The 19,078-nt window shown below is 33.3% G+C and carries 18 protein-coding genes, 1 riboswitch and 2 other annotated features; of the genes, 12 read left to right on the top strand and 6 right to left on the bottom strand.

Annotated elements, in window-relative coordinates; all coding sequences use genetic code 11:
- Positions 1-143 precede the first annotated feature (143 nt).
- Positions 144-860, bottom strand: a complete 717-nt coding sequence (rluF, locus tag ABEY15_RS20410; protein ID WP_170927383.1) for a 23S rRNA pseudouridine(2604) synthase RluF — start codon at positions 858-860, stop codon at positions 144-146.
- Positions 861-1,056: 196 nt separating this feature from the next.
- A riboswitch (purine riboswitch) is annotated at positions 1,057-1,158 on the top strand.
- 87 nt (positions 1,159-1,245) lie between these two features.
- Between rluF and ABEY15_RS20405 the strand changes: the two genes are divergently transcribed.
- Positions 1,246-2,547: an NCS2 family permease gene (locus ABEY15_RS20405; protein ID WP_429891900.1), complete on the top strand. Its 1,302-nt coding sequence runs from the start codon at positions 1,246-1,248 to the stop codon at positions 2,545-2,547.
- Between the two features lie 72 nt (positions 2,548-2,619).
- Here the strand turns inward: ABEY15_RS20405 and ABEY15_RS20400 are convergent, their stop codons facing one another.
- The gene (locus tag ABEY15_RS20400; protein ID WP_429891899.1) at positions 2,620-3,954 is read right to left on the bottom strand and encodes an APC family permease; all 1,335 of its coding nucleotides are present in this window, start codon (positions 3,952-3,954) and stop codon (positions 2,620-2,622) included.
- A 281-nt stretch (positions 3,955-4,235) separates the two neighbouring features.
- Here ABEY15_RS20400 and ABEY15_RS20395 point away from each other — a divergent pair, with 281 nt between their 5' ends.
- From ABEY15_RS20395 to ABEY15_RS20380, 4 genes are all read left to right on the top strand, one after another.
- Positions 4,236-4,955: an MBL fold metallo-hydrolase gene (locus ABEY15_RS20395; protein WP_429891898.1), complete on the top strand. Its 720-nt coding sequence runs from the start codon at positions 4,236-4,238 to the stop codon at positions 4,953-4,955.
- A 152-nt stretch (positions 4,956-5,107) separates the two neighbouring features.
- Positions 5,108-5,305 (top strand): hypothetical protein, encoded by a 198-nt coding sequence (locus ABEY15_RS20390; RefSeq protein ID WP_429891897.1) that lies wholly within the window; start codon positions 5,108-5,110, stop codon positions 5,303-5,305.
- A 271-nt stretch (positions 5,306-5,576) separates the two neighbouring features.
- Positions 5,577-6,461 (top strand): LysR family transcriptional regulator, encoded by an 885-nt coding sequence (locus ABEY15_RS20385; protein ID WP_429891896.1) that lies wholly within the window; start codon positions 5,577-5,579, stop codon positions 6,459-6,461.
- A gap of 82 nt (positions 6,462-6,543) precedes the next feature.
- On the top strand, positions 6,544-7,338 hold the full coding sequence (locus ABEY15_RS20380; RefSeq protein ID WP_429891895.1) for an SDR family NAD(P)-dependent oxidoreductase: 795 nt from the start codon (positions 6,544-6,546) through the stop codon (positions 7,336-7,338).
- A gap of 44 nt (positions 7,339-7,382) precedes the next feature.
- Here ABEY15_RS20380 and ABEY15_RS20375 read toward each other — a convergent pair whose 3' ends face one another.
- From ABEY15_RS20375 to ABEY15_RS20360, 4 genes are all read right to left on the bottom strand, one after another.
- Positions 7,383-8,003 carry a DUF47 domain-containing protein gene (locus ABEY15_RS20375; RefSeq protein ID WP_429891894.1) on the bottom strand — a complete coding sequence of 207 codons (621 nt, stop codon included), beginning with the start codon at positions 8,001-8,003 and terminating at the stop codon, positions 7,383-7,385.
- An 81-nt stretch (positions 8,004-8,084) separates the two neighbouring features.
- Positions 8,085-9,170: a Ger(x)C family spore germination protein gene (locus ABEY15_RS20370; protein ID WP_429891893.1), complete on the bottom strand. Its 1,086-nt coding sequence runs from the start codon at positions 9,168-9,170 to the stop codon at positions 8,085-8,087.
- 11 nt (positions 9,171-9,181) lie between these two features.
- Entirely contained in the window at positions 9,182-10,273 is a 1,092-nt protein-coding gene (locus ABEY15_RS20365; protein WP_429891892.1) for a GerAB/ArcD/ProY family transporter, read from the bottom strand.
- The gene (locus tag ABEY15_RS20360) at positions 10,270-11,757 is read right to left on the bottom strand and encodes a spore germination protein (RefSeq protein ID WP_429891891.1); all 1,488 of its coding nucleotides are present in this window, start codon (positions 11,755-11,757) and stop codon (positions 10,270-10,272) included. Before ABEY15_RS20360 ends, ABEY15_RS20365 begins: the two co-directional genes overlap by 4 nt.
- Before the next feature lie 237 nt (positions 11,758-11,994).
- Positions 11,995-12,245: a binding site (T-box leader), on the top strand.
- A gap of 43 nt (positions 12,246-12,288) precedes the next feature.
- Positions 12,289-12,551 (top strand) — a binding site (T-box leader).
- A gap of 110 nt (positions 12,552-12,661) precedes the next feature.
- On the opposite strand from ABEY15_RS20360, the gene trpE reads away from it, so the two are divergent.
- The 7 genes from trpE to trpA are packed head-to-tail and all read left to right on the top strand — an operon-like array spanning position 12,662 to position 19,008.
- Positions 12,662-14,032 carry an anthranilate synthase component I gene (gene trpE, locus ABEY15_RS20355; protein WP_429891910.1) on the top strand — a complete coding sequence of 457 codons (1,371 nt, stop codon included), beginning with the start codon at positions 12,662-12,664 and terminating at the stop codon, positions 14,030-14,032.
- Positions 14,016-14,627 (top strand): anthranilate synthase component II, encoded by a 612-nt coding sequence (locus ABEY15_RS20350; RefSeq protein WP_429891890.1) that lies wholly within the window; start codon positions 14,016-14,018, stop codon positions 14,625-14,627. Before trpE ends, ABEY15_RS20350 begins: the two co-directional genes overlap by 17 nt.
- Positions 14,599-15,627, top strand: coding sequence for an anthranilate phosphoribosyltransferase (gene trpD, locus ABEY15_RS20345; protein WP_429891889.1), 1,029 nt, complete (start codon positions 14,599-14,601; stop codon positions 15,625-15,627). Before ABEY15_RS20350 ends, trpD begins: the two co-directional genes overlap by 29 nt.
- Positions 15,628-16,416 (top strand): indole-3-glycerol phosphate synthase TrpC, encoded by a 789-nt coding sequence (trpC, locus tag ABEY15_RS20340; protein ID WP_429891888.1) that lies wholly within the window; start codon positions 15,628-15,630, stop codon positions 16,414-16,416. It abuts the gene before it with no gap.
- The gene (locus ABEY15_RS20335; protein WP_429891887.1) at positions 16,413-17,018 is read left to right on the top strand and encodes a phosphoribosylanthranilate isomerase; all 606 of its coding nucleotides are present in this window, start codon (positions 16,413-16,415) and stop codon (positions 17,016-17,018) included. Before trpC ends, ABEY15_RS20335 begins: the two co-directional genes overlap by 4 nt.
- On the top strand, positions 17,019-18,218 hold the full coding sequence (gene trpB / locus ABEY15_RS20330; RefSeq protein WP_429891886.1) for a tryptophan synthase subunit beta: 1,200 nt from the start codon (positions 17,019-17,021) through the stop codon (positions 18,216-18,218).
- A gap of 4 nt (positions 18,219-18,222) precedes the next feature.
- A complete protein-coding gene (gene trpA / locus ABEY15_RS20325) occupies positions 18,223-19,008 on the top strand; it encodes a tryptophan synthase subunit alpha (RefSeq protein ID WP_429891908.1) in 786 nt (261 codons plus the stop codon).
- Positions 19,009-19,078: the final 70 nt, after the last annotated feature.

Genomic DNA, 19,078 nt, shown 5'->3' with positions numbered 1-19,078 from the left:
CTACTATTAAATATTACTTAATAGTAGTTTCTTTTTTTAACTCATAAGATGGTCATGAGTAAGTAAATGAACAAGAACACGTATTCCAAATCTACAGAGCAAAAAAAGACTAATTCAATTTAATTGAATCAGTCTTTTTTAAGTCACCATTCATTTGGTTCGTAATTTAATTCTCTAAATAACTGAGTTTTTTCTTTCTTAGATAAGTCTCTCCATTGACCAATTGGTAGATTACCTAGATGAATATTCATAATTCGAGTTCTTTGTAATCGATAGACTTCATATCCAAGCGCTTCACACATACGACGAATTTGACGGTTTAAACCCTGTGTTAAAATGATTTGGAAATCAAATTTTGAAAGCTGTTTAACTTCACATGGCAATGTTTTCGTACCTAATATTTTTACCCCTTCAGACATTTTTGTTAAAAAGTCAGGAGTTATTGGTTTATCTACTGATACAATATATTCTTTTTCATGCCTATTTTCAGCTCGTAAAATTTCATTTACAATATCGCCATCATTTGTAAGGAGAATCAAACCTTCAGAATCCTTATCCAATCTTCCGATATTAAAGATACGTAATGGATGGTTTACGAGATCAACAATATTCCCTTTAACACCTTTTTCAGTAGTACTTGTTATACCAACTGGTTTGTTTAAAGCTATATAAACATGATTGCGGGCTAGTCTAATATGTTCACCATTTACAATTACTTCATCACCAGGTTCAACTTGATCGCCGACTTTTGCTACTCTACCATTTAATTTTACTCGTCCTTCACTAATTAACTTATCCGCTCCACGTCTCGAAGCCTTTCCAGACTCACTAATAAATTTATTTAAACGAATGTTAAACAACCCCTTAAATTCTAAATTATACTTTCAGAATAACATATATAGCTTTTTAATGAGAATACCATTCGACTATAACTAAAAAGTACTTTTAAATTATTGTTGTTTACTACTATTTTATCCACATTCATTATATTATTTTCTAAATTATATAACAAAAATGTTTTTTATTGACAGACTGTAAGGTAGGTCGTATGATAGAAAAAATATATTAATATTTTCTCATATAAACTTGAAAATAAGGTTCAAGAGTTTCTACCTAGCGCCCGTAAACTGCTAGACTATGAGGAAGAGCTCTGGATTTTTGTTTTCTTTACAATGTAAAACTGCCTGCTTTTTCTCATGAAAAGCGGGCAGTTTTTTTATTTTAATATAATAAAGGAGTCATCATATGTTTCAACTTAAAGAACGAAATACTTCAGTTAAAATTGAAGTATTAGCTGGTTTAACTACATTTTTAACTTTGGCATACATCATTATTGTCAATCCAATGATTTTAAAGGACGCAGGTGTACCGTTTAATCAGGCATTTTTAGCTACTATTCTAGCAACCATTATTGGTACTTTAACGATGTCATTAATAGCTAATTATCCCATCGTTATAGCGCCTGCAATGGGGTTAAATGCCTATTTTACTTATTCTGTAATTGGGGGACATAATCTCCCATATTCAGTAGGTTTTTCTGCTGTTTTTATTACTGGAATTTTATTTTTATTACTTTCTTTAACATCTTTCCGAACAAAATTGATTCAAGCAATTCCTGCAAACTTAAAGCATGCAATTGCTGCCGGAATTGGTTTGTTCATTACCTTTATTGGCTTACGTTTATCAGGTATTGTCGCAGATCACCCTACTAATCTAGTTCAGATTGGTGATTTTAGTTCCCCTAAGGTTGCACTTACATTGATTGGTTTACTAATAACAATTGTATTTATGGCACTTAACTTAAATGGTGCGTTATTTCTAGGGATGATTACGACGGGTCTAATTGCCTATTTTACAGGTCAGTTAAACTTTGCAAATGGTTTTGTTGCTATGCCTCATTTACCAAAAGGAATTTTGGTATACAACCCAATTGATTCAGTGAAAGACATTATTGAATATGGACTTTATAGTGTAATTTTCTCATTCTTGCTTGTCATGTTATTTGATACAACAGGAGCTTTACTAGCAATCGTTAAACAAGCAGGTCTTATTAAAAATGGTAAGTTAGAAAAGGGAGGAAGTGCATTCTCTGCTGATTCAATTGGAACAATTGTTGGTGCAATGTTAGGAACAAGTCCGACTGCAGCAACTGTAGAATCCTCTGCGGGTGTTGGTGCTGGTGGAAAAACTGGTTTAACATCTTTAACCGTTGTAGTCCTATTTGTAATCGCAGCATTTTTTAGCCCAATGATTGGTTCTGTATCAGAAGTTGCCGCAATTACAGCGCCTAGCTTAATTATTGTTGGCTGTTTTATGATTAAAAGTATTTCGGAAATTAAATGGGACGATTTTGAAGAAGCATTCCCGGCATTTTTAGTCATCGTTAGTATGCCATTAACATCAAGCATTGCAAATGGTATTGCTTTAGGCTTTATTTCTTATCCAATCATGAAAATCGTTAAACGTAAATTTAAAGACGTACACCCATTTGTTTATGTATTTGCAGTATTATTCTTAGTTCAATTAGTATTTTTTGCACATAAATAATAGAGAACATAAAAAGCAGGTAAAAGATATTGAAGTCTTTTACCTGCTTTTTTAACCTTAAATATACTTATATTAACTTGCTTTATATTTTTCTTCGCTTCTAATAGTCGATTTTAGTCTCCAATAAACGGGTAAACCAACAATTGCAATACCAATTGATACAAGTGCATCTATTGGTGCATTTATAATCGTACTACCGATGATGTAAAGTGTACCTAATATTGCCACAATCGGAGTGATAGGGTATAAAGGCACTTTATATAATTTATTTCCACCTTTATCTTTTTTACGTAATATGAAGATTGCATTAAATGCTAGTCCATAAAATAAGAAAACTGCAAATATAGCCATATCAGAAAGTCGATCTGGGTTCCAGAATATCATCATTGCTAATGCTAAAACAATTTGAAAAACTGTCGAGCCCACGGGCGTATTAAATTTAGGGTGAATACTAGATAATACTTTTGAACCAGGTAGAAAGTTTCGTTCTGCCATCGCAAATGTAACCCTTGGGAATGTAAGAATTTTTCCATTTAAACAGCCAAAAATAGAAATTAAGATTCCGATGGCAAGAATTTTTCCACCAATGCTACCAAAAAGTGAAGAAGCCGCCGCTGTAGCTGCATTAGGACCTAATTCAACAATTTTACTTGCAGATAAAACATGTAGCATTGCGATATTAACAGAAAGATAAGCTAAAATAACAATAACAATACCAGAAATAATGGCTCTAGGAAGAGTCTTTGAAGGATTCTTCATTTCTCCTGCCATAAAGCCTACATTCATCCAACCGTCATATGCCCATAAAGTCGCTAATACTGCTGCGCCCATACTAAGTGCTTGAGTAGAACTACCACTCTCTGCATTAAAAACTGATACGTCCCCTTGAAGAATACCAAAAACAGCAATTAAAATAATAGGAACTAGTTTACCTGCAGTAGAGATTGTTTGAATATATCCACCAAGTTGAGTGCCTAGTATGTTTAGACTACCAAGTAATATAATCGTGATAATACCAATAACTTTACTACTTCCCTGAAAACCAAAAAAATCTGCTAATAAAGAGCCAAAATAAAGACTAAGAGCACCCATAACAGCTGGTCCATAGACGAGGGTTTGTACCCAACCGCATAAAAACCCCCACTTCTCACCATAAACCTCTTCTATGTAAGCATATAATCCACCAGTTCTCGGGATTTTTACACTTACTTCAGCAATCGTTAATCCACTTGCTAGTGTAATAACGCCACCGATAATCCACGCTAATAGAGCCATAGTGGAGTTAGCAGTTGAAGACAGCACGATCCCAGGTTTCATAAAGATTCCAGAACCGATTACTGTACCGATTACTAAAGACGTTGATACGAAAAAGCCAATATTTTTCTTTAAATTTAGTTCTTTTTCCACGTTATAAGCTCCTTCCAGGACTATATTTATAAAATTAGAAAGATTATAGCATATTAATTTTCTAATCTATTTTTTTCTGAAAAGTTAAATTTATGTTTTATGTACTTGTGATGTAGTGGATAAGACCCATTAATTTTGATAAATCTTTCATAATATTTATTCATATTAACTAGATAACCTATTGATAAAAGGTTATTAGTCGTAAATATAGAACAATATAATATAGGTATTTCAGACCGATTTTTAGTTAAATATGGAATGTCTATTCTGGAGGTGAAGACGTGGAAGTTTCTTTTGAACGTGTGGTAGATAACATATACGCTTTAGCGATATGGGATACCGAGTGGAAGTCATATAATAATTGTTATTTTATAATTCAGGATAATGGAGTTACTCTCATTGATTCAGGAAAAGGAATCCACTCTAAGTATCTTAGGAAAGCTCTGGTTGAATTGGGGAAAACACCAGAAGACGTCCATCTCTTTTTAGCTACACATGGACATGAAGATCATATTGAAGGCTCTAGTATTTTTAAAAATGCTAAGAAATTTATCCATTCAAATGATAGTAATTTGATTGATTCACGTGAATTAACTCAGTTTAGTAATGACTTGGAAGCTTTTGAAGTAATAAGTGAGTTTGAGTATGAATTAGTTGGATACCATACTCCAGGTTCGGTCGTTTTTTATCATCGCCCATCAAAAACAGTTTTGACGGGTGATTTCTTATGTTTCTTCGGTGATCCTTTATCAAAAGATGGACTAGTCTCTAAAGGAGATGACCTTAGAAATGAGTGGGTAAAGTATTTGAGAGATGGTGGAGTATCAACAGAACACTTAGCTCATTTTCTAGGTGGACTAAAAAAAATAAATCAATTTGAAAGTAGTGTAATGTGTACTGGACATGGCGGTGTCCTAGTAGGAAATATTAAAGAGTTTATAAGTGAACTAATTGATGTCGGAGTTCAATATATAAAGGGTATCGGATTGTTGACCGATTAATTCAGCCTTTTTTATAGGAAGTCGTGTATAGTAAGAGCTTAATTCTGCACTTTAAAAGGTTAGAATGGAATATTCTTACCAATAATGAACTATATAGACTGTAAAAGGGTTTCTTTAAATACTTAAAATTACTTTAATGGGAGTGCATTGTAATGAGGTTAAAAACATTAATTGGGCTATTATTAGGTTCATTTACAACATTCTTCATTTTAAGTCTACTAAGTAATAAACTTACCAATAAAGAGTACTGGTTTTATGCATCAATCTATCTTGTCTTTATGGTTTTAGCATACTTTGCAATTAACTTAATTCGAAAAGTTAAGTCATCAAAGAAGACTGATTCGTTCTGAATCAGTCCCAGACTGTTGACAAACGCTCGCTTTCTTCGTTGCTTCGTCTGTCTGCGGTGCTCATTACCGTCTAGGGTAACTCCGCTCCTCGCCAGACTTCGCGCCTCGAAAGACAAGCGTTTGCAATCAGTCTGAAATATGTATACATTCAGAGACTGATTCATAAAGAATCGGTCTTTTCTTTTTACCTGATTTATCAAATTTCTTATTATAAGAAAAATAAATGATGATAATATTGATAATAAGTAAATCTAATACTAGGAGATAGAGTATGGATCAAATTCTTTTAGTTTTTATGGCGGTCGCTGAAAAAAGAAACTTTTCAAGAGCGGCTGAGGAGTTACATATGACTCAACCATCCGTTAGTCAGCAAATTCAATTACTTGAGAAGCATATTGGTGCAAAGCTTTTAATTAGAACAAATAAATATGTTCAGCTAACGAAGGCTGGAGAAATTGTATATTTGCATGCTAAGGAAATAACTAGTTTATACAAGCGTATGTCGACACTTGTAAATGATCTAATGAATGAGGCTAGTGGTCATCTTAAAATAGGTGCAAGTTATACATTTGGTGAATATGTATTACCGCAAATTTTAGCGGAAATGAAGAGAGTTTTTCCAAATGTCATTCCATCAGTACAAATAGGGAATACTCGAGAAATTGTTCAGGCTGCACTAAGCTATCAAATTGATATTGGTATAGTTGAAGGCGAAGCGATTCATACAAATTTAAATATACAACCTTTTGCAAATGATGAAATGTATATTATTGCTGGAACTAAGAGCGAAATATTCGATATTGAAGCCGTGACATTGAATCAAATTGAAAATGAAACTTGGATAGTTAGGGAAGAAGGATCTGGAACAAGGGAAGCGACTGAACGATTATTTGAATTATTAAAGATACGTCCTAAAAATATAATTGAATTTGGTAGTACACAATTAATTAAAGAAGCTGTAGAAGCTGGTATGGGAATTACCTATCTATCTGAGCTAGCAATAAAAAAAGAAAAGCAGTTAAATACCATTGATTACCTAAAAGTAGAAGGGACACCTATTCAACGGAATTTTTCAATTATCACAGATAAAATCGAACTTCAAACGAAATCGATGGAAATATTTATTGAGTTAGTTAAGAAATATTACGAGAAATAAAGTAGGAATCCTTTTTTTATTAAGTAGAACATATAGTAAAACGTAAAGTGTTCAAACGATAAAAAGATAAAGGATAATCAAAATGACTGTCAAAAAACAAAAAGGTAAAACAGTATTGATTACCGGGCCAACGGAAGGAATCGGTTATGAGTTAACTAAATTATTTGCAAAAGATCATTTCAACTTAGTTTTAGTTGCAAGAAATAAAATAAAATTAGAAGAAATGGCTAATTCATTGAAGAAGCAATTAAATATAAAAGTACTGGTTATTACAGAAGACCTTTCTAAAGTAAATTCTGCTAAGTCCATTTTTGATCAAGTAACAAAATCACAAATGGAGATTGATATTCTAGTAAATAATGCTGGAGTTGCCTTATACGGAGATTTTGGTCGGACTGATTTAAATAAAGAGTTAAAGATGATTCAGTTAAATATTGTTACTTTAACAGAGTTAGTAAAATACTTCTTACCAAATATGCTTCAAAAAAAATCGGGCCAAATTATTAATATTGCATCTACTTCAGCTTTTCAACCAGGGCCAAAAATGTCTGTTTATGCAGCTTCAAAAGCGTATGTACTATCATTTAGTGAAGCTCTTTCAGAGGAATTAAGACACACAGGAGTTAGTGTAACAGCTGTGTGTCCAGGACCAACTAGAACGGGAATAATAAATTCATCTGGTGGAAATAATTCAAAGCTATTTAAGGGTAAAATTATGACCCCAAAAAAAGTTGCGAACTTGACTTATGAGGCAGTTAGTAAGAAGAAAACTGTTGTTATTCCAGGTATTAAGAATAAAATTTTAGCGCAATCTGTTCGATTCATTCCACGATCACTCGTTAGAATGCTTGCAAAAAAACTATTAGATGAGAAATAAAAAAATACAGCCAAAATAGGCTGTATTTTTTAGTTACTATTCAATTATGCATTACCCATAATAATCTGTTCAAGTGTATTTGCTACATCTTGTGCACTATCAGAAACTGCTTCTAGCATTTCATAAATCTCTTTGAACTGAATGATTTTGATTGGATCTTTTTCATTTTTAAATAACTCTTTAATGGAAGTGCGTAATAATGCATCGCACTGTGACTCATAGTCTTTTACTTGGATCGCATGTACTCGCATTTCTAATAATTTCTTCCTTGAAAGCAACTGAATTGCTTTTAATATTTCATTCGCAGCACTACGAATATTTTTAACGAATTTTATCATAAAATCATCTATTTGAATGATAGAGTACATTTCAAACGTTGCCGAACATTGCTCCATTCCGTCAAGTACATCGTCCATTTTATTCGCAAGTTCTAGTATATCTTCCCGTTCAATAGGTGTAATAAATGTTTTATTTAATTCTACAATAATTTGATGAATATACGTATCACCTTTTGTTTCGTAAGCTTTCATTTCTGCAGAGAAAGTTTTTAAATCAGTAGCATTTTTTATTTTAAAGTCATCAAAATAAATCGAACATTCATTTACATTATTTGCAATATTTAAGAGCATTTCAAAGAATGTATCATTTTTTTTACCTAGTCTCAAGTATGATTCCTCCTAAAAACAGATTGATTCAAATCCTTACATTATGTTGCTCAAGAGAATGAAATATTATAAATATGATTCTTAAAAAACAGGTCCAGTTCGATCAATTTTTGCTTTTACTGAAGTATTGAACTTAACATTCTTATATTCTTTGTCCCAATTTATTTTATTCCATAAATCTGGATATGCGCTAGATAAAATTCCTCCAATTCCTAATGCGTCACAATTAGCTTCCAATAATGAATTAGTGATTTTATTAGACTGTTTGGTAAGAATTTGTGAGATATCCTTATTTAATTTGTCTTTGTTTAGTTTTTCTCCCACTTTACCTGTATAACTAATAACCGTTAAATAAAGAGTAAGATTTAGCTTACAAGTTATTTTTTTCGTCTTTTTATCTACTTTTATATCTAAATCCCTTTTCATTTTTTTTACTCTAAAGGAAATTGATTGTCGTTCTCCTAAATCTACAGCCATTTCACTAAATTTAGTTAGTCGATCCATTTGTAACAATAAAAGACTTGCTTTTTCATTAGGTAAGCTAATTCCTGAAAACTTATCCCCATTAAATAGGTCTACTCCACCGATTGTAATTTTATCATTTTCGTCTTTTTTTACAAAAGGTAAAACGATATCTCGACCTGTATCTGTAATTTGCGTCCAAGCTGTAAAAGCTGTTTCTTTCGGTATCTTTGTTGTATCTTCAGCAGCCTCTAGTCCTTTTAATATGATAAATGCAATAGGGCTAGTTCCAGGGTCGAGTGATATAAGGTCTGAAGCTTTATCTTCTGCTATGACAACCCTAGTAGAAACATAGGCTTGTCTAGGGCGATAAAAAAGCTCTAAAAAAGGATAAATTCCTTTTCTAGCAAGGTCTCTGCTGATTAAGATAATATGTGCTTTACTTACATCAACTAAGCCAGGTAGTTTATTGTTAATGTCAATTTCCATTCCTGATACAGTAGGACGCTTTACTTTAACAAGTTCGTCCTTAACCTCAAACTGTCCACCACCTTTATTTTCAATATTTAATGCTCTAACTGTAGCTAATACATTATCGTCTTGATCTAAATCGAAGCTAATGCCATTAACCATTTTTTTATTTACTAATAGATTTTGATCCCAACAGCTTGCTAAAAAAAAGGTAAACAAACATAAGGTTATCAAAAATGATTTTCTTATAATTTTTCTCTCCTTTCAGTTTTTGAAATGATGAAGGATAAACAAAACAGAATGATGGGAAGTCCAAATACAACCACATAGCTTAAGTAAGTTACATACTTATCAAAGATAGCTAATTGATCCTCATCAAATGGTATGATTGTGATGAAAAAAATTAAGATTCCACTAATAAATACATTTTTTTTAAATGATTTTTCATTACTGATACTTTTAGCTGATAAAAATAAGTAAAGGATTACCGAGGTTGTCATTGGTACAATCCAGACCGATAAAAAGATCAGATCTAAGCGGTCAATCATTTCAAACGAAAGGGCTTTAAATAAATATAAAACAGGCTCCCTAATTTGCAGAAGTTGTGTTGGACTAAAGCTTAATAAACAAAGAAATGTGAAATATGTATAGAATAATGTCACAGATAAATTGGCAAGACTCACAGTTTTTAATATTCCTTTTTCAGAATCAAGTACAAAAGGAAAAATTAGTAGAAGACCTTCAAATCCTAATATTGAGAGTAATGATTTATGACTTCCTAAAAGGATATTTTTTATTCCTGAATGCCCTATCGGTAGGATAAAGCGTAATTCTTTTGGTAAATAAAAGGTAAAAAACGATAGTAAAAATAAAAGAATGATTAAAACCGATGCTAATACAAAAAATCTTGATATGATTCTTAGGTCACTAATTGTTAAATAAATGCTTGATAAAATAATAATTAGCGATAGTACCCACATAGGAGTTAACGGTAATAACCAGAGAGTTATGCTTCTGATAAAAAGAACGCAGGCTAGACTACCAATCATAATAAAATAGATATATACAAATAAGTTACAGAACTTTCCTACATATTTACCTAAAATTTTCTTTGTAATATCTGTATATGTTTCATTTGGATATCTTCTTAGTAAAAGCCAGTAAATGAATAATGTAATTTGGACTGCTACTCCTGCAATTAAGGTAGAGATCCACCCATCACCTTTGGCCGTACTTTGTACCGCATTTGGTAATGAGAGAAGTCCAATACCGATTTGACTTTGGATAATAAAAAAGTAGAGCTGTAATTTAGAAATCGAATTACTATTCGTTATCATTTTTTCTTCCACACCCTAGATATTCTTTGCTGTACAATCTTTTGGGGATGTGCATCAGTTGGTCGTGTATTTTGTTTCCATGAAGGGAGTCTAAAGAAAGTATCCTTTATATCTTCCTTTCGAAAAGGTGCCATCGGAGAAAAGTACGGCATGCCAAAAGATTTTAATTTACACATATGCATAAAAATTAACATTAAAGTTAGTGTGATTCCAAAGAAACCTAGTATCGAAGCCATGATCATCGTAGGAAAGCCCAATAGTCTCATACTAGTACCCATTTCACTAACTGGTGCCACAAACGAAGCAATTGCTGTAAAACCAATTACAACGATCATCGTGTTTGATACTAAATGTGCTTCAACAACAGCTGTACCAATAACGAGACCACCAACAATACCAATTGTTTGAGCAATAGGAGAAGGTAGTCTAATAGCGGCTTCTTTTAGCAGCTCTAATATGATTTGCATTGCAAAAGCTTCGACGAGAGGGAGGAATGGTACAAACTCTAAAGAAACCCTAATTGAATAAAGAAGACCTATCGGTAGTACTTCAGAGTGGAAGGATACGATTGCAATGTATATGGCAGGTAAACTAATTGCAACTATAAAGCTAAATACCCTAATTATTCGAAAAAATGAACCAATCAACCATCGATGATTATAATCATCGGGAGCTTGATAAAAAGCAAAAAAGGTAATTGGTACAATTGAAACTGTTGGATTGCCATCTACAAGTAAATTTATTTTTCCGTCTAAAAGATAAGATACAGCCCGGTCTGGTCTTTCTGTATTTAATACTTGAGGAAATGGTGAAAAAGTACTATCCTCGATCAATTCTTCTAATTGTCCTGTTGAACGAAGACTGTCTAATTCAAGGCTTGAAATTCTTTCTTCTATGACCTCGACAAGTTTTCGATTTACAATTGAATCGATATATACCATAGCAACCTTAGTATTCGTAATCTTACCAATCGTAAAATACTTAATCTTTAACTCAGGTGTACGGATTCTTTTTCTTAGTAATTGTATATTTGTATTTATACTTTCGACAAAACCATCGTGAGCACCATTAATATTTTGTTCATTAGCAGGTTCAGAAATTGCACGTTCCTTATCATCTGAAGCTGCTGCTAGAATTCCATTTGAACAATTATCTTCTAAAATTAGACAAAATCCGTCTAATAAACTATCTCCTAATTCGGAGATATTTGTTGAGTTTTTAATCTCATATGATTTGACGATATTGCCTGTTTCATCCTTTGTTTCTCTTAAAATAGGTTCAATAATAAATGATTGAAGTGCCTCAATTTTTATCATTGATTCAAGAAACAAAATAGCAAAAATCTGAGTATTTTTATGGATAATCTTAACGACTAAATCTTCTGTATGACTTAAATATTCTTGAATCTTTTCAATATTATTTTTAAGATTTTTTGATAAATCTTCTTCTTTATTTGACTTAATAATTGTTGTATTGGTTCTCATATTTTTACCTCTTTGATGGAAGGTCTAATTGGGTTTATTCTTTCCAAATTTAGGTTGTGTATGCAATGAAGACTCATATGAAAAAACATTTACGATTCCGTTTTTTAGATTAGCAAAAACTTATAATATTAGTTTTCTAAAAAGTAGAAAAATCGAATCTTGTAGAAATAAACTTGTTGACTTTTTATTTTTTGCATAATAATATAAGGACAATTAATTTAAATAAACATCCATAATTACTTTGCGTTGACGAAGAGTAGTAACGATTACGGAAACTAAAGAGAGCTGATGGTTGGTGCGAATCAGTGTGAAAGTAATCGCGAATGGACTTCCGAGCATTCAAACCGAACCTTAAATAAGTAGTAGGCTTTGGCGAGTAGTCTTCTCGTTACAAAAGACGGGTATTCAATGAAAAGTTGATTGGATACCGACAAAGCGAGCTGTTAATCAGCTAATGAAGGTGGCACCACGGGTCTCTCGTCCTTTTTTAAGACGGGGGGCCCTTTTTGTATTTCTTTAAAATTAAATAATAATAAATCGCTGAGTAAGAAGAGTAAATATTGGTGAATGTCACAGAGAGTTAGACAATGGTGGGAGTCTAATACAGGAACCTTTATCGAATGGGCTTACGAGAGGCATCTTGAACAATAAGTAGGGATGCACGGATTTCCACCGTTAAAAGGATAGGGTATCGGAATTATATTGGAAACTTATTCCCGTATCCGAAAAGTGGGATTCAGATAAATCTGATCCAATCTGAGGTGGTACCGCGGTAGCAACTAATCGTCCTCTATATGCACAATCTTTGTGCGTATAGGGGACTTTTTTTATATTCATCTTAAATTTTTGGAGGTCGAACAAATTGTCAGTACAAAACAAAGCAGAAATAATCATTGAAACGATAATGGGGGATTTGTTTACACCGATTTCATTATTTAAAAAATTGACCGCTAGTAAAAAGTTTCTTTTTGAAAGCTCATATAAGCATAAAGATTCTGGCCGTTATTCATTTGTTGGTTCGAAACCAGCTTTTGAATTGATTGGAACAAATCAAAGTGGTCAAATCATCTATAAAAATGGCCAAAAAGAAGAGTTTGTTGGAAATCCTCTTTTAAAACTGAAAGAGTTAATACCAAAGCAGGATTGCTTAAAGCTATTGGATATCCCTTTCATTGGTGGGGGAATTGGGTATGTAGGATATGATATGATTCGCCAGTTTGAAGAGATCGGTGATGAGCTAGAAGATGTTATCGGAATGCCAGATCTCCATTTAATGTTTTTTGAAGTAATTATTGTATTTGATCATTTGGAACAGAAAATTCATTTGGTTGGAACAAAGCTTTCCGATGAAACAACATTAGAAGATTTAAAGAGCGAAATTCAGAAGTATAAGCAAGTAATTTTATCCAACTCAAATCAAGAGGAGGAAGTAAAACCAGTTGTATTTTCTACTTTTGAGTCTGAAGTTAGTAAATTTGACTACATGTCCAAAGTAGAAAAGGCAAAGTCATTTATTCAAAAAGGAGATATTTTTCAAGTCGTTCTATCACATCGAATGGGAGCAAAATTTGAAGGGAATCCATTTGATTATTATCGAAAATTACGAATCCAAAATCCGTCACCATATATGTATTATATCGATTTTGGTGATAGCGTTGTTGCCGGTACTTCCCCTGAAAGTTTAATAAAAGTTAAAGATAATCAGGTTATAACGAATCCAATTGCCGGTACAAAACGAAGAGGGAATTCGGATGAACAAGACTTAATAATCGAAAGGGATTTATTACAGGATGAGAAGGAACTTGCCGAACATAAAATGCTTGTTGATTTAGGAAGAAATGATTTAGGCAAAGTTTGCGAGTTTGGAACAATCAAATTAGAAAAATATATGAACGTTGAAAGATACAAATATGTAATGCATATCGTTTCCGAAGTTAGTGGGGAATTAAAAAAACCACATACTTCACTTGATGCTCTTATAGCTTGCTTACCAGCTGGAACTGTATCTGGTGCACCTAAGATTAGAGCAATGGAACTTATTAATGAATTAGAGAATTCAAAGAGAGGGGTATATTCCGGTGCAGTCGGTTATGTATCCGTTAATGGAAACCTTGATTTTGCATTAGCTATTCGAACGATGATTTTAAAAAATCAAATGGCCTATATTCAAGCAGGAGCAGGTATTGTTTATGACAGCAAACCCGAACACGAATATGAAGAAACCATTAATAAACTAAAAGCTTTTTTGGAGGAAAATCATGATTTTAATAATTGATCACTATGATTCTTTTACTTACAACCTTTATCAATTTTTAGGAGAGCTTGGCGAAGAAATGAAAATCGCTAGATATGACAAAATTTCGATTGAGGAAATAAAAGAAATGAATCCAAAAGCAATTATTCTTTCTCCGGGACCAGGTAAACCCGAAGAGAAGCAGGAAACGAATGAACTCATTCAAACTTTTTATAAGGCTGTCCCAATACTAGGCATTTGCTTAGGGCACCAAGCAATCGGTTATGCATTCGGCGCAAAAATTAGTAAAGCTGGACAAATCAAACATGGAAAAACATCGAAAATTAGGCATGATGGCAGTAATTTATTTGCCTACATGTCTCAACCGTTAGAAGTTATGCGATATCATTCACTGGTAATTGAAAAGGAAACGATACCGCCATTATTTGAAACTTTAGCATTCGCTATGGACGATCAAGAGATCATGGCCATTAAACATCGGAAATATCCAATCTACGGTATGCAATTTCATCCGGAATCTATTGGAACAGAATACGGAAAACAACTTTTATTAAACTTTTTAAATGAAATAAAGGAGGAATTAAAAGATGAAAGAGTACCTTCAACGCTTAGCTAATCGAGAGTCGTTTACAGTAGAAGAAATGCAAGTAGCTGTCGGTAGAATTTTACAGGATGATCAAATATCAGATAGTGAAATCGCAGCATTTCTAGTTGCTTTAAAAACAAAAGGTGAAACAGTAAACGAAATCGCAGGACTAGTAAACGCGATTCGAAATCATACGGTAGGATTTACTAGGAAGTTTCATAATGTTATTGATAATTGTGGAACTGGTGGAGATAACTCATCAAGCTTTAATGTGAGTACAACATCAGCGTTTGTTATTGCGGGAAGTGGAATTCCAATTGCAAAACATGGAAATCGTAGCATGTCTAGCAAAACAGGTAGTGCAGATGTATTAGAACAATTGGGTGTGGAGCTATCGATTCCAACACAAGCTTCCGAGGAGCTTTTAGATGAAATAGGAATTACCTTTTTATTTGCTCCATATGTTCATCCAAGATTGAAAAAAGTTATGAAGGTTAGACGTGAGTTGCAAATTCCGACCATTTTTAACTTAATTGGACCTTTAACAAATCCAGTTGAATTAGAGACCCAACTATTAGGAATTTACAGAAGAGATTATTTAGAAGTATTTGCAGAAGTATTAAATAAATTAGGACGTAAACGAGCGATTGTATTAAACGGTGCAGGGCATTTAGATGAAGCATCGTTAGCTGGCGAAAATCATATCGTCCTACTTGAAAATAATGAACTGAAAAAGATGACGCTTCATCCAGAAGAAGTTGGATTAACTTATTACCCAAATACAGAAATCAAAGGTGGAGATGCAAAGAGGAATGCAGATATTCTTCTTCGAGTATTAAAAGGAGAAAAAGGAGCTTTTAGAGATACGGTTTTATTAAATGCTGGTTTAGCAATTTATACTTCAGGGATTGTCAATCAAATTACAGATGGTATTAGGAAGGCTGAAGAGAGCATTGATTCTGGCGCAGCTTATGAGAAATTACAAAAACTAGTCGATAAAACTAGCAAACTAAAAAGAGAGGTTATTTAAATGGAAACTATTTTAGATCGAATCATTTCTCAAAAAAAAATCGAAATAAAAAGTTTAAGAGCGATTTGTCGAAAAATAACGGATGAAACAAAGAATCTATCATTAATTGAGAAGTTAAAAGCTGCAGACCATTTATCGATCATTGCGGAGTTTAAACGAGCATCACCATCAAAAGGTGATATTAATATAAATCTTGATCCCTCAGAACAAGCAAAGAAATATGAAGAAAATGGAGCAGCTGCAATCTCTGTTTTAACTGATACAACTTTCTTTAAAGGTTCCTTTAAAGATCTGAAAATTGTGCGTGATTCCGTTAATATTCCGATATTATGTAAAGATTTTATTATTGATCCAGTTCAAATAGATATCGCAAAAGAGCATGGAGCAAACATTATTTTACTAATTGCTGCTGCATTACCTTTTACAGAACTAAATCATTTATATCAATATGCTAAGCAGCAAAATCTCGAAGTATTGATGGAAGTACATGACGAAGAAGATTTAGAAAAGGCACTAAAAATTAGGCCTGGTTTATACGGCATTAATAACCGAAACTTAAAAACATTTGAAGTGGATCTGGGTGTGACAGAAAGACTAGCACCACTTATTCAAGCAGATGGAGGGTTCATTATTAGTGAAAGTGGGATTTTCAATCAGTATGATGCAAAACGTGTAAGAGATGTTGGGGCAAACGGAATTTTAGTCGGAGAGGCATTGATGAGGAGCAATGAATTATCATCAAACATGATTGAGCTAATGGTTCCTATTTTAAAGGAGGCTAAGCAGTGAAAGTGAAAATTTGTGGCATTACCGATTTAAAAACAGCCCAAAGTGCTATAAAAGCTGGAGCTGATGCCATTGGATTTGTATTTGCAGAAAGTAAGCGTCAAATTGAAATTACTGAGGCAAAAAAGATCATCGAATCACTGCCAGATTCGGTATTGAAGATTGGTGTTTTTGTAAATGAAACAAAGGAGACATTAGAATCCATCTACGAGGAAGTTGGTTTAACACATCTTCAGCTACATGGAGATGAAACGCCTGAATTTTGTCGTTCATTATCCTTTCCCGTAATCAAAGCATTACGTGTTCAATCGAAAAAGGACGTTGAAAAAATCGCAGAATATGATTGTGATTATATTTTAGTAGATAGCCCGAGTGGAAAATATCGTGGAGGAAATGGTACAACATTTAACTGGGATCTTGTTAAATCAACGAAAATAGATAACTTGATTTTAGCCGGTGGATTGACGATTGAGAATGTAATACCTGCAACTAGCGTCGTAAAACCAATAATGGTTGATGTAAGTAGTGGAGTCGAAACGAACGGGAAAAAAGATGAAGAAAAAATAAAAAGTTTTATAAAAAAAGTTAAATTAGGAGGAATTTAAATGTCTACGTATACACTTCCAGATGTAAAAGGTCATTTCGGTATGTATGGAGGGAAATATATACCTGAAACGCTTGTTCAAGCCATTACTGAATTAGAAGAAGCTTATTCAAATATTAAGGATGATCCAGCATTTAATGAGGAAATTGATAACTTGTTAAAGGATTATGTAGGTCGCCAAACACCTCTTTACTTTGCAGAAAATTTAACTAAGCATGCTAACGGAGCTAATATTTATTTAAAACGTGAGGATTTAAATCATACTGGTGCTCACAAAATTAACAACGCAATTGGTCAGGCATTACTTGCGATTCGAATGGGTAAACGAAAAATCGTTGCTGAAACAGGAGCGGGACAACATGGTGTAGCAACAGCAACAGTTTGTGCTCTATTAAATTTGGAATGTGTTATTTTCATGGGTGCTGAGGATGTTCGAAGACAAGAACTGAATGTTTTCCGAATGGAATTATTAGGCGCAAAAGTGATTAGTGTTGAATCCGGAAGTGCGACACTAAAGGATGCAGTAAATGAAGCCCTTCGTTACTGGGTTGCAAATGTAGATGACACTCATTATTTATTAGGATCAGTAATGGGGCCACACCCTTTTCCTATGATGGTAAGAGATTTCCAAAGTGTAATTGGAAAAGAAACAAGACAACAATTTTTAGCGAAGGAAGGTAAACTTCCTGATGCAGTAGTAGCATGTATTGGCGGAGGAAGTAATGCAATTGGTATGTTCCATCCATTTATAACGGATGAAAGTGTAAAGTTATTTGGAGTAGAAGCGGCTGGGCATGGAATCAATACAGATAAGCAAGCAGCATCTTTAACAAAAGGTGTACCAGGTGTATTACACGGTGCTTTAATGTATTTACTTCAAGATGAAGATGGGCAAATACAAGAAGCCCATTCAATTTCTGCGGGGCTAGACTATCCAGGGGTAGGTCCTGAGCATTGCTATTTGAAGGATATTGAGCGAGTAAAATATGAATCAATCACAGATGAAGAAGCACTTGATGCATTCCAATTACTAGCAAGATTGGAAGGAATTATCCCAGCATTAGAAAGTGCACATGCAGTTGCCTATGCAATAAAGCTAGCAGCAACGATGAAGAAAGATGAAAATTTAGTCATTTGTTTATCTGGTAGAGGCGATAAAGATGTTCATACCGTTCGTGATCGATTAAAGGAGGGCAAATAATATGTTGAATCGAATTGAATTCCAATTTTCAGAACGACTTAAAAAAGATGAAAAGCTATTTATTCCTTATGTAATGGCAGGAGATGGTGGCCTTGAAGTATTAGGAGGAAGACTTGCTTTACTAGAAAAATTTGGCGCATCAGCAATTGAAATAGGTATCCCATTCTCAGACCCAGTAGCAGACGGACCAGTAATTCAACAAGCGGGAATTCGAGCATTACAAGCTGGTACAACATTAAAAGCAGTAATTGAAAAAATAAAAGAAGTTCGTAAATTAGTTTCTGTACCTTTAATCGTCATGACATATATGAATCCCATTTTAGCTTATGGAATTGACAGGTTCGTATCTGACCTTCAGCAAGCAGGAGTGGACGGATGTATTATTCCTGACCTACCAATCGAAGAAGAAGAGATTATCATTCATCAACTTGAAGAATTTGGAGTAGAACTAATTCGTTTAGTCACAATGGCTACACCAAAAGATCGAATCATTAAAATTGCTGAAAAAGGAAGAGGTTTCTTATACACAGTAACAGTAAAAGGGATTACTGGTGTTCGAAATGAGCTAGACGACAGCCTATCATCCTTTTTAAAGAGTGTTAAAGAAATTAGTAATAAACCTGTAATAGCTGGATTCGGTGTATCTACCCCAGAACAAGTAAAGGAATTAAGCCAAGATTGTGATGGAGTCATTGTTGGTAGTAAAATTGTTGATTTATTTAATCAAAATAAGATCAATGAAATTAAACTTTTAATGGAATCGAGTTTAGTAAGCGAGGAAGTAATTTAATAAAAAGTGAATCAGGCTATATCAGTGGCCTGATTTTCTTATGTTATTTTTGATGTATTTTATTAATCTT

The sequence above is a fragment of the Gottfriedia acidiceleris genome (assembly GCF_050457485.1).
In the GTDB taxonomy this organism is placed as follows: domain Bacteria; phylum Bacillota; class Bacilli; order Bacillales; family Bacillaceae_G; genus Gottfriedia; species Gottfriedia acidiceleris_D.
This window is presented reverse-complemented; position numbering and strand designations above follow the sequence as displayed.

Bases quoted from the DNA above. Each gene is read 5' to 3' on its own strand.
- trpD (WP_429891889.1), top strand. From the start codon at position 14,599: ATGAAAGAGTACCTTCAACGCTTAGCTAATCGAGAGTCGTTTACAGTA.
- ABEY15_RS20365 (WP_429891892.1), bottom strand. From the start codon at position 10,273: ATGATAACGAATAGTAATTCGATTTCTAAATTACAGCTCTACTTTTTT.
- ABEY15_RS20350 (WP_429891890.1), top strand. From the start codon at position 14,016: ATGATTTTAATAATTGATCACTATGATTCTTTTACTTACAACCTTTAT.
- ABEY15_RS20380 (WP_429891895.1), top strand. From the start codon at position 6,544: ATGACTGTCAAAAAACAAAAAGGTAAAACAGTATTGATTACCGGGCCA.
- trpE (WP_429891910.1), top strand. From the start codon at position 12,662: ATGGGGGATTTGTTTACACCGATTTCATTATTTAAAAAATTGACCGCT.
- trpC (WP_429891888.1), top strand. From the start codon at position 15,628: ATGGAAACTATTTTAGATCGAATCATTTCTCAAAAAAAAATCGAAATA.
- ABEY15_RS20390 (WP_429891897.1), top strand. From the start codon at position 5,108: ATGAGGTTAAAAACATTAATTGGGCTATTATTAGGTTCATTTACAACA.
- ABEY15_RS20405 (WP_429891900.1), top strand. From the start codon at position 1,246: ATGTTTCAACTTAAAGAACGAAATACTTCAGTTAAAATTGAAGTATTA.
- ABEY15_RS20385 (WP_429891896.1), top strand. From the start codon at position 5,577: ATGGATCAAATTCTTTTAGTTTTTATGGCGGTCGCTGAAAAAAGAAAC.
- ABEY15_RS20360 (WP_429891891.1), bottom strand. From the start codon at position 11,757: ATGAGAACCAATACAACAATTATTAAGTCAAATAAAGAAGAAGATTTA.
- trpB (WP_429891886.1), top strand. From the start codon at position 17,019: ATGTCTACGTATACACTTCCAGATGTAAAAGGTCATTTCGGTATGTAT.